Origin of the sequence: Nicoliella spurrieriana (genome assembly GCF_023380205.1) — a bacterium.
Lineage (GTDB): Bacteria > Bacillota > Bacilli > Lactobacillales > Lactobacillaceae > Nicoliella > Nicoliella spurrieriana.
This window is the reverse complement of sequence record NZ_CP093361.1, coordinates 322,766-337,643: the sequence shown is the minus strand read 5'-3', so window position 1 is coordinate 337,643 and position 14,878 is coordinate 322,766. Positions and strand designations below refer to the sequence as shown.

Annotated in this window: 13 protein-coding genes; 8 read left to right on the top strand and 5 right to left on the bottom strand. The window is 38.3% G+C overall.

Annotation, left to right across the window (positions count from 1 at the left end; genetic code table 11):
• Positions 1–338: 338 nt before the first annotated feature.
• The 3 genes from MOO44_RS03180 to zwf form a co-directional block, all read right to left on the bottom strand.
• Entirely contained in the window at positions 339–1,883 is a 1,545-nt protein-coding gene (locus MOO44_RS03180) for a multicopper oxidase family protein (RefSeq protein WP_260116981.1), read from the bottom strand.
• Between the two features lie 171 nt (positions 1,884–2,054).
• Positions 2,055–3,479 (bottom strand): NADP-dependent phosphogluconate dehydrogenase, encoded by a 1,425-nt coding sequence (gene gndA, locus MOO44_RS03175; protein WP_260116980.1) that lies wholly within the window; start codon positions 3,477–3,479, stop codon positions 2,055–2,057.
• A 128-nt stretch (positions 3,480–3,607) separates the two neighbouring features.
• Positions 3,608–5,083: a glucose-6-phosphate dehydrogenase gene (zwf, locus tag MOO44_RS03170; protein ID WP_260116979.1), complete on the bottom strand. Its 1,476-nt coding sequence runs from the start codon at positions 5,081–5,083 to the stop codon at positions 3,608–3,610.
• Between the two features lie 272 nt (positions 5,084–5,355).
• Between zwf and MOO44_RS03165 the strand changes: the two genes are divergently transcribed.
• From MOO44_RS03165 to MOO44_RS03155, 3 genes are all read left to right on the top strand, one after another.
• Entirely contained in the window at positions 5,356–6,129 is a 774-nt protein-coding gene (locus MOO44_RS03165) for an Ig-like domain-containing protein (RefSeq protein ID WP_260116978.1), read from the top strand.
• 115 nt (positions 6,130–6,244) lie between these two features.
• Positions 6,245–7,420, top strand: coding sequence for an MDR family MFS transporter (locus tag MOO44_RS03160; protein ID WP_260116977.1), 1,176 nt, complete (start codon positions 6,245–6,247; stop codon positions 7,418–7,420).
• Positions 7,421–7,466: 46 nt separating this feature from the next.
• Positions 7,467–8,897 carry a zinc ribbon domain-containing protein gene (locus MOO44_RS03155; RefSeq protein ID WP_260116976.1) on the top strand — a complete coding sequence of 477 codons (1,431 nt, stop codon included), beginning with the start codon at positions 7,467–7,469 and terminating at the stop codon, positions 8,895–8,897.
• Positions 8,898–8,921: 24 nt separating this feature from the next.
• Here MOO44_RS03155 and nrdI read toward each other — a convergent pair whose 3' ends face one another.
• Both nrdI and MOO44_RS03145 read right to left on the bottom strand, forming a co-directional pair.
• Positions 8,922–9,392, bottom strand: coding sequence for a class Ib ribonucleoside-diphosphate reductase assembly flavoprotein NrdI (gene nrdI, locus MOO44_RS03150; RefSeq protein WP_260116975.1), 471 nt, complete (start codon positions 9,390–9,392; stop codon positions 8,922–8,924).
• 57 nt (positions 9,393–9,449) lie between these two features.
• Positions 9,450–10,835, bottom strand: a complete 1,386-nt coding sequence (locus MOO44_RS03145) for a hemolysin family protein (protein ID WP_260116974.1) — start codon at positions 10,833–10,835, stop codon at positions 9,450–9,452.
• A gap of 166 nt (positions 10,836–11,001) precedes the next feature.
• Between MOO44_RS03145 and MOO44_RS03140 the strand changes: the two genes are divergently transcribed.
• From MOO44_RS03140 to MOO44_RS03120, 5 genes are all read left to right on the top strand, one after another.
• A complete protein-coding gene (locus tag MOO44_RS03140; RefSeq protein ID WP_260116973.1) occupies positions 11,002–11,349 on the top strand; it encodes a hypothetical protein in 348 nt (115 codons plus the stop codon).
• A gap of 129 nt (positions 11,350–11,478) precedes the next feature.
• Positions 11,479–11,904, top strand: coding sequence for an Hsp20/alpha crystallin family protein (locus MOO44_RS03135; RefSeq protein ID WP_260116972.1), 426 nt, complete (start codon positions 11,479–11,481; stop codon positions 11,902–11,904).
• A gap of 134 nt (positions 11,905–12,038) precedes the next feature.
• Entirely contained in the window at positions 12,039–13,268 is a 1,230-nt protein-coding gene (locus MOO44_RS03130) for an ammonium transporter (protein ID WP_260116971.1), read from the top strand.
• Between the two features lie 84 nt (positions 13,269–13,352).
• A complete protein-coding gene (locus MOO44_RS03125; RefSeq protein WP_260116970.1) occupies positions 13,353–13,667 on the top strand; it encodes an SWEET family sugar transporter in 315 nt (104 codons plus the stop codon).
• Positions 13,668–14,022: 355 nt separating this feature from the next.
• Positions 14,023–14,754 (top strand): CPBP family intramembrane glutamic endopeptidase, encoded by a 732-nt coding sequence (locus tag MOO44_RS03120; RefSeq protein WP_260116969.1) that lies wholly within the window; start codon positions 14,023–14,025, stop codon positions 14,752–14,754.
• The last annotated feature ends 124 nt before the right edge of the window (positions 14,755–14,878 follow it).

The window sequence follows — 14,878 nt, the reverse complement described above, 5'->3', positions numbered from 1 at the left end:
ATCAACAACAACTAATTTTCCTATTTTACACGCTTCTAGATTGTTTTAACCACCGATTACTTGATGATTACTTTCTATTTACTAGAAAGATTGATTAGATTAAAACAATTAATATTGAATGTTTTTTTCGGGAAAATCGGTCGTCATCAATTATCTACCATGAAAGCTCCTTGGTGATTTGTGAAATGACGTCAATTTTCCCATCATCGACTCACTCGTCGCTCCAGGATCAAATGTTAATTCTGTCATTTTGCTCACCTCCGAATAAATTATCTTCAATAATATTTACCATACATTATTAATATAATATATCACGCATGAATTGTCAATTAAAATAATTACATTTTCATGTTCATTTTATGGTATGATTCCATGCCACCTAAATTTAAATCTTCCATCTTAACACCACGTTCCTTAGCAAAGGCACTCATTAATGTGTGGTGATCCATCAATGGTTGTGGTAATTCATTTGGATGCTTTGGATCAGTAACTTCTAATTGAAGCATCATTCCACCATCTTCGTGTTCAATGATGTGGCAGTGGTACATAAAGACCCCAATACATGGGAACCATACTTTGAGGCGGACTGTTTCACCAGGTTCCACTTCAATTGTGTCCTTAAGGCCTAATTCGTTTGGATTAGGTTCCTTCCCATTTCTTGAAATTACCTTAAATACACAACCATGCATGTGGTAAGGGTGCAACATGCCACCATCCATATCGTTTGAATTAGTAACGTCCCAGTATTCAACATTGTTCAACTTGGTCTTCGTGTCAATACGGCTCATATCAAATTTTTTCCCATTGATGGCAACCGATTCATCCATTCCTGACATTACAACCTTGCGAATAGGGGCCTCAGGGGTAACCTTTGGATCTGGCAGTGTGGTGGTAAGCGTTTCTGGAATTTTAGAATCATCCTTTGCAAATTCATGGATTCTAAAGTGAACGATTGGGGTATCATCTGAATATAAGACGACCTCATCACCAGGGTGATATTGACCAAAATCAACGACAATTTCCATCCGTTCAGCACAGCCAATCAATAACTTAGTATAATCGACTGGGTGTGGTAATAAGCTATTATCACCGGCGATTTGGGTGAATTTTAAGTCGTCACTAAAGTGTAAGCGCCATTCACGACGGTTCGCACCATCTAGAATTCTGAACCGCACCTTTTGGGTGGTTACATCAAAGTAGGGGTTAATTGTCCCGTTAATCATTGGAGTGGGTCCCATGACACCATCAGGATCATAGTCAGCATTATAATCCCATTGGTTATCTTCATGGAATCGCCGGTCCTGTAAAATCAATGGGATATCATCGACACCGTAGTTACGGGGTAATGGTAATTGAGCCTCTTCTGCATCTTGAACGACCACGGCAGTTGCTAATCCATGCCAAACTTGTTCAGCAGTGGAAGGACATGGGTGGGCATGCATCCAAAGGGTAGCAGCAGGTTGATTAAGGTTAAAATCAATTTGTCTAGATTCACCAGGGTAAACGGGGGTATGACAACCACCATCCGCAACTCCAGGAATAATTGCCCCATGCCAATGGTATGTAGTTAACTCGGGCAATTCATTCTTAAGGGTAATATGGATGTGCTTACCATTTTTGAAGATAATGGTTTTGCCAAGCAAAGAAGCATTGTAACCCCAGGTCTTAGTCTTCTTACCAGGCAGCAGTTGGGTTTCACCAGTCTGTGAAACTACCGTGTAATACATATCGGTATCAGTTTCTTTATCAGGAGTAAGAATTTCAGGAATTTTCAATTGTTGTGGGGGAGTATTAGGTTCCTCTAACGGAACGTAGCCACCATCTTGAGTGTCATAATCTTCCTTGTTAAAGTAGTAGTCAGTTACTAATTGTCTTTCACTCATCTTAATCATCCTTTCAATTAAATAATCCATCTATATGATACACCGAATGATTTAAAAGTTAGTTTATAATGCTTATGAATTAAGAAAAAATTTAGGTAAGCATAATTTTTAAGATTAAATAAAAAAAGAATCTGCCAACCGGCAGATTCTTTTTGAACATTTAAGTGAATTTTATTGTTCTTTGTACCATGGGTAATGGAAAGTACCTTCACGGTCTACACGCTTGTAAGTGTGAGCACCGAAGTAGTCACGTTGAGCTTGTAGTAAGTTTGCAGGAAGAACTTCAGTTCTGTATGAATCGTAGTATGATACAGCTGCTGAAAGGGTAGGTACTGGAATACCGGCCTTAGTAGCAATTGCAACTACTTCACGAGCTGAGTCTTGGTACTTCTTAGCAATGTCAGTGAAGTATGGGTCCAATAGTAAGTTAGTTAACTTAGGATCCTTTTCAAAGGCATCAGTAATGTTTTGTAGGAATTGTGCACGAATGATACAACCTTCACGCCAGATTTGAGCTAATTCGCCAAACTTGAGGTCCCAGTCGTATTCTTCGGAAGCGAAACGTAATTGTTCGAATCCTTGTGCGTAACTCATAACCTTACCAAAGTAAAGTGCTTCACGAACTTTTTCAACTAATTCCTTAGCATCGAAGTCTACGGATAGACCTGGCTTAGGAAGAACCTTAGAAGCAGCAACTCTTTCATCCTTAAGCATTGAGATGAAACGAGCGTAAACTGATTCAGTAATAACTGATTGAGGAACACCAAGTGCTAATGCATCTTCTGAACTCCACTTACCAGTACCCTTGTTAGCACCTTCATCAAGAATTAAGTCAACGATTGGCTTACCTGAACCAAGGTCATCCTTACGGCTTAAGATATCACCAGTGATATCGATTAAGTAACTATTAAGTTCACCCTTGTTCCATTCCTTGAAGATGTTTGAAAGTTCATCAACGTCGATTCCAGCAACCCGACGTAAAATGTCGTAACTTTCATCGATTAATTGTTCATCACCGTATTCGATACCGTTATGAACCATCTTTACGTAGTGACCTGCACCATTAGGTCCGATGTAAGCAACACATGGCTTGCCATCTTCGGCCTTAGCAGAGATCTTTTCCAAGATTGGGGCAACTAAGTCATAAGCTGACTTTTGGCCACCAGGCATTAATGATGGACCGTGCAATGCACCAAGTTCACCACCGGAAACACCCATTCCGATAAAGTTAATCCCAGACTTGTCAAGACGAGCGTTACGAGCAATCGTATCGTGGAAGTTAGTGTTACCACCATCGATTAAAACATCACCCTTGTCAAGAAGTGGTAATAATTCGTCGATAACAGCATCAGTTGCTTTACCGGCCTTAACCATGATTAGAATCCGACGTGGAGTTTCAAGTGACTTAACGAAGTCTTCCACAGAGTAACTTGGAACTAACTTCTTGTCACTGTGATCCTTCATAACTTCTTCAGTCTTTGCAGAAGTCCGGTTGTAGATACCTACAGTGTAGCCGCGGCTTTCAATGTTAAGGGCAAGGTTTTTACCCATAACAGCCATCCCAACAACACCAATATTTGCTTTTTGATCAGCCATTGAAATAAACCTTCCTTTATAAAAGAATTAATCTAGTAAGAAAACGCTTACTTAGATATTATTATTAGTTTTAATACAATTCTATTTTAACATTTAGTGAGTTAAAAGTGAATTAATTATACATATCCTTAATCTTCAGCTCTAAATGCCCAATTACGACCTGAACGAGTCAATAATTCTTCAGCAGCCTTAGGCCCCATTGTCCCTGGAGTGTAGTTAGGGAAGTCGGCCTTCTTGCTGTTCCAGAACTTTTCGATTTGATCAACGAACTTCCAAGCTTGAGCGACTTCAGCCCAACTTGCAAAGTTAGTGTGATCACCCTTCATGGCATCGTTAATTAAGCGTTCGTATGGAAGTGGCACTTCCTTCATTTCTGAGTCGGTTAAGTCATGAGTGAACTTGAAACTATCAGTAGTGTAACCTTGGCCAACATGCTTCTTATTCAATTGCATTTCGAAACCTGAATCTGGTTCGATCTTAATGGTAAGCACGCTTGGTAATAATTGAGGAGCAGTTCCATTAGCACGTGCGAAGTCATCTAACGCAGGCTTTTTGAATACAACGTCGATTCTTGCAAATTTATCAGCTAATAGTTTTCCAGTCCGAACGTAGAATGGAACTCCTGCCCAACGGTTATTTTGGAATTCTAACTTTCCAGCAACGAAGGTTTCAGTATTGGAATCTTCGGGGACGTTATCTTCGTGACGGTAGTCCTTTTGGTCGCCATTAGCGCCATATTGACCACGAACGAAGTTCTTAGCTACTTCATCTTCATCATAAATATGAAGTGATTGTAATGCCTTCACCTTTTGGGCACGGATTTCAACATCCTTGTATTTGTTAGGTTCGTCCATTGCTAAGAGGCTTAAGATTTGCATGATGTGGTTTTGCACCATATCACGAAGAGCACCGGAAGTATCGTAGTAACCAGCACGTTCACCAACCCCCATGTTTTCAGCAAGGGTTACTTGGACGTTATCAATGAACTTGTTGTTCCAAACTGATTCGATCATTGGGTTACCAAAACGAAGGGCGGCAATGTTTTGGACCATTTCCTTCCCTAGGTAGTGGTCAATTCTAAATACTTGGTCTTCATCAAATGCTGAACTCAATGAATCGTTTAATTCTTGAGCGGATTCAAAGTCATGACCAAATGGTTTTTCAATGATTAAGCGGTTAAAACCGTTATCAGAGAATACGTTTTGTTGCTTTAAGTTGTTAGCAACCAAGCTAAAGAAGCGAGGGGCTAATGAAATGTAAAAAATACGGTTTCCTTTAAGGTCGTACTTAGCATCTAATTGATCTGCAACTCCCTTTAACACCTTGTAGTGTTCAGGATTAGTAACGTCGTGTGACTTGTAGTAGAAATGACTTGCAAAGTCGGATACTTGTTGATCACTATCAGCAGCACCCTTGACTGAGTCAGAAACGACTGAACGGAACTTATCATCATCCCATTCTCTTCTACCAGTACCAATCAGTGCAAAATGTTCCTTAATTTCTCCCTTTTTATATAGGTTAAAAAGGGCAGGATACAACTTACGTGAAGCAAGGTCACCAGTTGCACCGAAAAGCGTTATCAAAGCAGTTTGTTCAGTTGCCAATACTGTCACACTCCCTAGATTTAAATTATTAATTCAATATTCTTCATATATATTAATCAACTTTGATTATTATATACCACATACAAAGTCAAAGAAAGGGTTTACACTGATATTATGAAAACGCTATTTTTAAATTATTTACCGGTTTCCAATTATTTAAATTTACATAATATCAGTGCAATTTAATCCCAATTCTATTGCTATTAATATCTAAAATGTTTAATATAGATATGGTAAGATTTATTTATTTATAAATGATAAGGAGAACCATCATGAAGAAACCATTTTTATTTGTAATTGGGGCATTTTTCCTAGCGCTTTTCTCGTTCGGAACCAGTGCCAATGCAGCAACATCAGCTACTAAGACACCATCATTAAGCGTGCCTAGTGTTACCACCGCAGATACCAAAATTTCAGGAACTGCTACTAAGAACGTTGATGTTTACGTTCGGTTAAATAACAATAAAAAAATTGCTGCTACGGTCGCTAATAGTAAGGGTAAGTATACCATTACGCTTCCTAAAAAGTATGCCGTAAACACGAAGCTATATGTTTACGCACAACCAGATAAATCATCGCATTACTTTTACCGGATCGTAACCGTTAAGGCTGCCTCAACTACTACCACTACTAACACTAGCTCATCTGCTAAGACGACTAATAAGAGTAGTTCTAATAACTCCAGTAGTTCATCAGTTGCCGTTGCTAAGGTCAACGATTTGATGGGCAATTGGAAGTCAAGCGCTAGCGGTAGTTATACCCAACTCTGGACTTTTAACAACGATACTGGTTTAAACCAAACGTTATACAAAAATAAAATTTTGAACAGCAAGTTATTGAGTAACGCAGTCTTTAACGTTAAACACGTTAATGGAAAAGTAATTACCTTAACTTACCGTGGTAAGGGCGATAAGAAGACTAGCACAATGTACATTCGCTTGGTAAACAAGAATAAGTTCTACTTAGTAGATAGTAATAATAAGTTAGTATCCGTTAAGATGGGGGCTGCACCAGCTGCTACTTACTCGTTTACTCGGATTAAGTAATTAGCTTAACTTTCTATATAATAACCACTTCAGCATTAGCTGTGGTGGTTTTTTCATTCGGAATGTTTTAGGCTAGAGAATAAGGATTTTAAATCATAGTTGGGAAGTGTAATTTATGGCAAAGCCAAAAGAAGTGGGGATGAAGTCGGTATTAGTCTATACAACGCTACTAAATGCCGGCTCATCATGTTTATGGCCACTGACAACGATGTATATGCATGACTATCTTCACCGTTCGTTGACTGAATCGGGATTGATTTTATTTTTAATGTCATTATTCATGATTATTGGGAACTATACTGGCGGCTTTTTATTCGATCACTGGTCAGCATATAAAACAGCGCTAATCAGTATTTTGATTTCACTAGCGTCAATCGTTGCTCTGACCTTTTTTCATGGCTGGCCTATTTTTGCATTCCTATTAATTATTCATGGGTTTAGTGATGGAATTAGCTTAACGTTGATTAATTCATACGCTTCTACCATTAAATCGAAGAGTCCCCGGTATGTTTTTAATACCCTCTACGTAGGGCTAAACATTGGGGTCGTGGTTGGAACTGCGATGGTGGGTTACCTATTGAAATACGGAGTGACCACGGTATTTGCAGTAACATCTGCTTTTTATGCTATTTTATTTATAATGGCAATTCGGCTTTTCGACATTGACTTTACTGATTATGACTATAACCACCAAGTTAAGGCAGCTGATGGTGCTAAGTCCAAAACGCTGCAGTTACTACTAGCAATTTGTTTTCTGATTTTTAGCATCTACTTAATCTATGCGATTTGGGAAAGTGTAATGCCAATTCACATGACCCAAATGGGAATTTCATTTGAAGAATACAGTTCTGTTTGGACGGTGAACGGATTGATGATTGTCTTTGGGCAAACGCTCGTTAGCAAAATCGGGCGTAAATTTCCGATTAATCGTCAAATTGCCTTTGGGATTTTTATTTTCGGACTTTCCTTTTTATTCTTAGTATTTGATCATTCCTACATTTCATTCATTTTAACGATTGCATTTTTAACCATTGGTGAGATGATTGGCTTTCCGGACCTGCCGGCCTGGATTGATTCACTTGCAAGTGATTCACAAAAGGGACTCTACCAATCATTCTTTAGTATTTCAATGTCATTAGGGCGAGCATGTGGTCCGTTGTATGCCGGTGCATTTGTGGAATATTTTAGTTACAATTTGCTGTTTATTTTTTCGTTCGCTTTGATTGTGATTGCCATTTTAATTGTATTAAATCGGAATCGAATTCTAAAACAGAATGATAAAACCAGATAATTATAGTATAATTAGGTTATATATTATTTTTTAAGGAGGTGCTTGAATGCCAGATCAACAAAAAATTGAATGTCCACGTTGTGGTTATCAAAATGATCCAGAAAATGAATTCTGTGATTATTGTGGGTTTAACCTCGCTGGATATTTTGGCAAAAAAGCTGAATCTGACGGTGAAACAGAATCTGAACTATATTCGTTCAAAACCTTCCCTTCCCGTAGTGAATCACACAGCGAAGGTTCGCATAAACCAGCAGAATCTCAAAAAAATGATGCTAAAAAGAGCACTGTTCATAGTGAAGCACCTAAAAAAACCACTCATAACAAGAAAACGACTCCTAAACCTAGACCCAATCCGCAAATTGATGTTGACCGCCAAAATGCGGTTAATGGCAAAAAAAAGGATAAAAATCTAAAGAAGAAGCCAAAGCAAAATGCTCACCCTAAGGTTAGTCCTAAACCAAAAGCGAAGAAGCAACCGGTTAAGCCGAACGGAACGGGTTTTAAGCATAAAAAATTATGGATCTTTTCAGCAGCGGCATTGGTTTTGATCGTGGGGGGATATGGATATGGTCGCTACTATTACTCCAAATCCGCTACTTTAAACCGGTTAACCGATAGTGTAGCTGATGGGAAGACCGCCAATTATTTTGTTTCTAAAACCGAACAACAAGATATTAACAAAATGGTGGCTGATTATTTAAAGGCAAATCCTGATTTGGCCAATCATTTGAAGTCTGAATTAGGATCTAAAGATCGGACTAGCGATGGTTTCTTTACATACCAGAAGACTGGAACTCATTTTGGCATTTTCCCTAAATACCAAGTGGTAATGAATAAGCGCTTAGTTAAACAGCGGACCTATTCGATTAATATTAAGACAAAGCCCCATGCTTTAATCTTATTAAATGGGAAGGTAATGAGTTTTGCTGATGATAATGGAAACTATCACCTTAGTAATTTGACCAGTGACCATATCTACCTAAGTGCTAAGTATCACCGCGATGATAAGGGCCCTAGTACACCGGTAGTTAAGGTAACGCCCAAGGATAACGGTCGCCAGATTGAGTTAGTAGGGGATAACACCCTCAATGCATCCGTTGCTCAGTCGACCCTTAATGATGTTTATGAGCAAATGCAAAAGATCACCAACCAGGGGAATGTCCGGACGAATCTATCTAGTTACTTTACCGATGCCAAGAATAATCATTACTATCAAAGCGTTCATCAATTAGCGTTGATTTTCCATCAATCGAAGTATCAAGCGGTATACCAACCCAAGGTGCTTGACGTTAAGAAGGTGGGTAATGACCGTTATAGCGTTGACTATAACCTTACGTACCGGTTTGATAACGACGATCAAATTCACACCCAAATCTTTAAGACCAATGCAGTGATGCAAGGATCTGATGGTGAGTACAAAATTAATTCCATTATTTCAGATAGCAATCCGATTAAAGATGAATATCACCAAAAATAAAAGATTAGCCGTTCGGCTAATCTTTTATTTTGCTGAATTTGTTTTCATCCGATTGACCATCGACTGATATACCCGTTCAACATCTTTAGAAGTGCCACGAAGTTCGTAGTTATCTAGGAATGGGACCCCGTAATCACGGGCATACCGTTTTGCGGTTAAGCAGTACTGCTCATTGAAGTTCTTATTGCCGCTTCCGATAACGCCCAGGCATTGGTTGCGATTAGATTTATATGCGATGTATTCGCCTAACGAATTGGTCATTAGTTCCTTGACCCCGTTGTCAATCCCGTTGCCACCATCTAAATAGGTGGGGACGAATGCAAAATACGGGTGGGATTCAACTGCCAAATCAGTGACATCGCTAATTTCACGAGCTTTAAATAGTGGGGATGCCGAATGATTAGCATGTTGGGTCTTTGCGTACTCCGTGAGTGAATCCATAAAGCTACGGGTGTTACCGCTGATGGAGATAAAAAGGGCTTGAATTGGTTGCAATAATATCACGATCCTTTGAATTGAAAAAAGCTAACGAGTTAATCGCTAGCTTTTTAATTATTTGTTTTCTGATTGTTCCTTTTGACCCCGTTTAACCTGGTCTAATGTAGACTTTTGAATGGTCGGTTTAGCTTCATTGAGGTTTGTAACTTCGAACCAGTTAATGAATGAATTTTCATAATCCAATACTTTAAATTCAAAGTTCATGATTTTGATTACTTTCCCAACCTTAAGGTCATCATAGTTATCAATAATGAATCCAGCAATGGTAACGATATCTGATTTATCGAACGCCTTAATATCGGTATTAAAGTACCGTTCAAAATCATAGGTGGTTAACTTACCGTTCACTTGGTAGGTTCCCTTCGGTTGTTTAAAGATAAATTCATTCGTAGCAGGATCAATTTCATCCCGAACGGTTCCGAATAGTTCTTCGTAAATATCCTTATCGGTAATGATTCCGGAAGTCCCACCGTATTCATCCACGACCACCACGATGGGGGCCCGGTTTTTGATCATTTGTTGAAGGACCTCGGTAATCGGGGTCGTTTCAGAGGTGGTAGTGATGTCACGAAGCATCCGATCGATTCCAATACTAGAATCCACCCGGGATTGACGAACTAAATCGTAGTTATAAACATAACCTAAAATGCGGTCTTTATCACCATTAGCAACCACTGGAATTCGACTAAACCGTTTTTGAAGGTAGAGCCGTAATCCATCCTTAACGCTAGAGTCAATGTCTAAAACCACTAGCTGGGTCCGGTCGACCATGATGTCACGGGCGACCTTATCATTTAAATCAAATGCCCGTTGCATATATAGGTAGTCATTTTTCTCAAGTTCTCCTGATTGAACGGCATTTCTAGAGAGCATTAAAATTTCATTTTGAGAATATGAATCATCGTTTTCATCAGCCATCTTGATTCCCATCATCTTTACCACCGCTCCAGCTGAGATGTTTAGGAGCCACACGAATGGATAGAATAGGGTGTGGAGGTAGTGAAGCGGGCCGGCCACGATGTCTAGCATTTGACGGGGTTTATCAGTACTGAGGTTCTTAGGAACGACTTCCGTGAAAACCACTTCTAGGTAGGTTAGTAACCCGACCCCGATAATGACACTAATTCCCCGTGATGACGTCTCACCTAAATTGACTAGTTTTAAAACGTCAGATAATAAACCATCAATAAATGGCTCACCAATCCACCCAAGAATGATTCCGGCAAGCGAAACCCCCACTTGGGTAGTGGATAGGTAATCATTTAAATGGGTTACCATGTAAATTTGGCGATCTAATTTCTTTTTGTTACCATTTCCGTTAGCTTTATCATCTTCCAATGAACTAAGCCTGGTTTGCACTAACGCAAATTCACTTGCAACCGAAAACGCTGCAAAGAAAAACGTAAATAAAATAATTATTAATTGTATGCCACTAGACAATTAAGTTCCCTCATTTCTGAATCTTTATATATATTTAATTAATATTTACATTATACAGCTAAAAACAGTAGATTAAAATAAATACAAATGTTAGGAAGCGTTTTTCTTAACTAGGGATAAAAAGAGTGCTAAATTAAAGTCGTACTAATATTTGGGAGGAATTATTATGGCTAAGGATAATCAAGATAACAGAACCGAAGATGAAAAACGGGAAGCTGAAATGACGTTTGAAGACAGTGATATTCAGAAGGGAATCGATTTAATTGAAACCCAAGGGTATCTTACCAAAAAGGACTTTCCAAAGATGACTGATGATGTCTGGGCAATTGCATTCGAAAAGCAACTCGACCTCCACTTTAGGGATGATGATAGTGATGATCCATACCTCTACGTTGAAAAATTTGATTTTGTAGGTGGCAAGATTGACAGTATTATTTTTGATATGGATAAGGTCCCTAATCGGGATGCAGCAATGAAGACCCTTGCTAAAGCTACTGGTCAAAAGCAAGCTTAATCTTTTTAGCACTAACCTTATTTGAGTGCTAAATATTTGAATTCTGAAATATTCGGACTATCATAGATAATGTAATCAAGGTTAACGTGATTACAAATTCAATTTAATGACAAAAGGAGTCTTATGATTATGGCTAATGATTTAAGAAATGTTGATTCTAGTTTCGATCCAATGGATGCTTTCTTTGGTAACTTCGGAAAGAGCTTCTTATCTTCTGTGTCAGGTAATCAAATGAAGACTGATGTCGTTGAAAATGATGATAACTATGAAGTGGATTCAGAATTACCAGGATTTAAGAAAAATGACATTAAGCTATATTATAACGATGACACCCTTAGTGTTCGTGCTGTTCATGATTTAACTAAGGAAGATAATGATAAGCAAGGCAATATTTTACGGCGTGAACGTTCATCAAGTAATATTTCACGTTCGTTCTATATTCCAAACATTGATGATACCAAGATTTCAGCTAGTTATGATGGTGGCATCTTAAAGATTACGCTCCCAAAGCAAACCAAGGAACAACAAAAGAATACGCGGATTGAAATTCAATAATAATAATACCGGTTTATAATAGCGACTGACACACTGTGTTGGCCGCTATTTTTAATTTTTGGTTAAAAATGAGCTGCGCACTAAAAATATTCGTGTTATAATATCTAACATAAAGAAAAAGGATGTGGATTGCGATGAGTTTAGGAAGTACAGTCTTTGTTTTAATTTCTGCAATACTAGTGTTATTGATGACCCCCGGGTTAGCATTTTTCTACGGTGGATTAGTTTCCAAGAAAAACGTAGTTAATACGATGTTCTTAGTGTTCATCATGACCGGAATGGTTGCCTTAATGTGGGTCATCTTTGGTTATGGGTTCTCATTCGTTGGGAACGGAGCATTTATCGGGGATTTTAAGCACTTCTTCTTGAGTGGGATTGACTTGAACTCACTTCAACCCAGCAAGATTCCAACGGGGGTATACATGTTATTCCAGATGATGTTTGCGATCATCACGCCCGGATTATTTATTGGTGCGATTGTTGGAAGAACTAAATTAAAGTTCATCTTGCTATTTATTTTTGTTTGGTCGATCGTTGTTTACTACCCAATGGTACATATGGTTTGGAGTTCAACTGGATTCCTAGCTAAAATGGGCACCCTTGACTTTGCCGGTGGAACCGTTATTCATATTAATGCTGGGGTAACGGCCTTCGTGCTAGCGAAGTTAATCGGGAAACGGCTTAACTACGGTAAGCCATTCCAAGCATACAGCGTTCCATTGGTATTAATTGGAACGACGTTACTTTGGATTGGTTGGTACGGCTTTAACGCCGGTTCAGCGTTGGCAATGAATGATGTAGCAATGCAGGCTGCCGTTACAACAACTGTTGCGACTGGGGCTTCAATGATGACCTGGTTCTTCTTGGATGTCATTTTTAACAAGCAGGCTAGTCTAATGGGTGTTTGTACCGGAACACTGTGTGGATTGGTGGGCATTACCCCTGCGACTGGGTTCGTGACCGTTGCTGGTTCATTTTGGATCGGGATTATTGCAACGATTGCGAGTTTCGCATTTATCAACTACGTGAAGCCACGGATTGGTTTGGATGATACCTTGGATGCATTTGGTTGTCACGGAATTAGTGGAATGGTCGGGAGTATTGCCACCGGACTATTTGCAAGTAAGTTAGCAAACCCATCAATTGCTGATAACGGATTGTTCTATGGTGGTGGCTTCCACCAAGTCGGGGTGCAACTGATCGCCACTTGCTTTACGATCGTCTTCGTTGCAATTGCAGCCTATGTAATTGCGAAGGTCATTGGTTTGATTACACCAATGAGAGCGACTAAGGAAGAAGAAATCAAGGGGATGGACCTCGTTGACCATGGGGAAATGGCTGATGATTCCGTTCATACTGAATAGGGCACTATTTTAGTAGGCCCTCCGTTTATGATATAATTAAATTATTACCAATTTTAATTCGGTTTTAATAAGGGGGGTCAGGACTTGAAAGTAGATAATTATGTCCCAGATGATAAGCGTAAAAAGGTATCTGAGAAAAGGGTAAAGCGGTTAAAGAATTTAAGTAAGGTGGCCATCGTTACCTGTTCGCTGATGTACATCTTTTACTTCCCACAAATTATTGCTAATTTTCACGGACAGCCGGGTTCACCACTGCAATACGCCATTGCGACGATTAATGCATCGCTTTGGGTATACTATGGTTGGGCAAAGACTTACCGTGATTGGCCGTTGATTATTTCTAATATTCCGGGGGTTATCTTTGGATTAGTAACCTTCATTACAATTTATATTCATTAATAAAAGCTTCAGCAGTCAGAAATGATTGCTGAAGCTTTTATTTATTTTGTGAAAACGATTGATTTTAATATAAACACGGATGAATTCACGACATGGACTAAAAAATGATATTATTTATATTGCTCCTATGATTAAATTCCGGACAAAATTTTTAAATCCGGGATAATTTAATCATATGAATTTTTTCGATGTCGAGAAAATATTCAAACGAATTTAGGGAATCAATTATCCAAATGCACGATGGAGATAATGCTCATGCTCTTTTGGATTAATGTAGTCCCTATCATTCTTTATTATGTTAATATTTTAATGTAGTTTAATAAAAATTAACTAAATCAAAAAGGAAGCTATTAATTTGAAAAAATCACTATCTAGTATAATTGGATTTAGCATTGTTCAAACGATTTTAATATTGGTAATTGCCATTTTATGTATTATCTTGATTCCCAATGAATTTATGTCTGTTGCGACTAGGTATATCGTGTTAATTGGAATAGCTATGATTTTAAATCATTTTTGGTTAAAACAGCAGGTTCCGGTGTTCTCCAGCGGAATTGCTGTCAAAGATTTGTTAGCACCATACACATTTGAATTAATTCTAATCTTATTTATTTGCTATGGATTCGAGTACAATTACAATGAAGGTCAATTAATTAACGCCATCTGCTTTTCGATTGGGCCTGGAATTTATGAGGAATATGTTTTTAGAGGCTTGATTTTAAAGGCGCTGATTAACCGATTCAGAAATGCTAATTATTGGGGAATCATTAGTGCAGTCATTATAAGCAGTATTTTATTTGGTGGCATGCATTTAATAAATATAATTGGCCAACCAGTATTGGCAACGATTTTACAAGTAATAACCGCTATCATCATCGGAATATTCTTAGCGGCTATCTGCATTAGAACAAAATCGATCATTCCTGGAATGATTATTCATATTGTTTCTAACTTTGTTCAAAGTTCTTTGATCTCATCCAGTAACTGGTTTGAAATACTTTATTATGGACTAGTTATTGTTCTATCAGTTATTTTGTTGAGGCCTGCGAAAATTAAGGCGCTATTCAAGCTTTCAACCAATATTTAGAAACTATCAAACGGAATGAAAGTTAATCAAACTACACAATTCGAACGGAATTTAAAGAAATTATCTAAAAATCACTATTCAATATGAAGAGGCCCCCATAAGTTGAACGATTTCTGTCCAACTT

Coding starts and splice junctions, on each gene's coding strand:
- MOO44_RS03180 (WP_260116981.1), bottom strand. CDS start 1,883: ATGAGTGAAAGACAATTAGTAACTGACTACTACTTTAACAAGGAAGAT.
- gndA (WP_260116980.1), bottom strand. CDS start 3,479: ATGGCTGATCAAAAAGCAAATATTGGTGTTGTTGGGATGGCTGTTATG.
- MOO44_RS03165 (WP_260116978.1), top strand. CDS start 5,356: ATGAAGAAACCATTTTTATTTGTAATTGGGGCATTTTTCCTAGCGCTT.
- MOO44_RS03160 (WP_260116977.1), top strand. CDS start 6,245: ATGGCAAAGCCAAAAGAAGTGGGGATGAAGTCGGTATTAGTCTATACA.
- MOO44_RS03155 (WP_260116976.1), top strand. CDS start 7,467: ATGCCAGATCAACAAAAAATTGAATGTCCACGTTGTGGTTATCAAAAT.
- MOO44_RS03140 (WP_260116973.1), top strand. CDS start 11,002: ATGGCTAAGGATAATCAAGATAACAGAACCGAAGATGAAAAACGGGAA.
- MOO44_RS03135 (WP_260116972.1), top strand. CDS start 11,479: ATGGCTAATGATTTAAGAAATGTTGATTCTAGTTTCGATCCAATGGAT.
- MOO44_RS03130 (WP_260116971.1), top strand. CDS start 12,039: ATGAGTTTAGGAAGTACAGTCTTTGTTTTAATTTCTGCAATACTAGTG.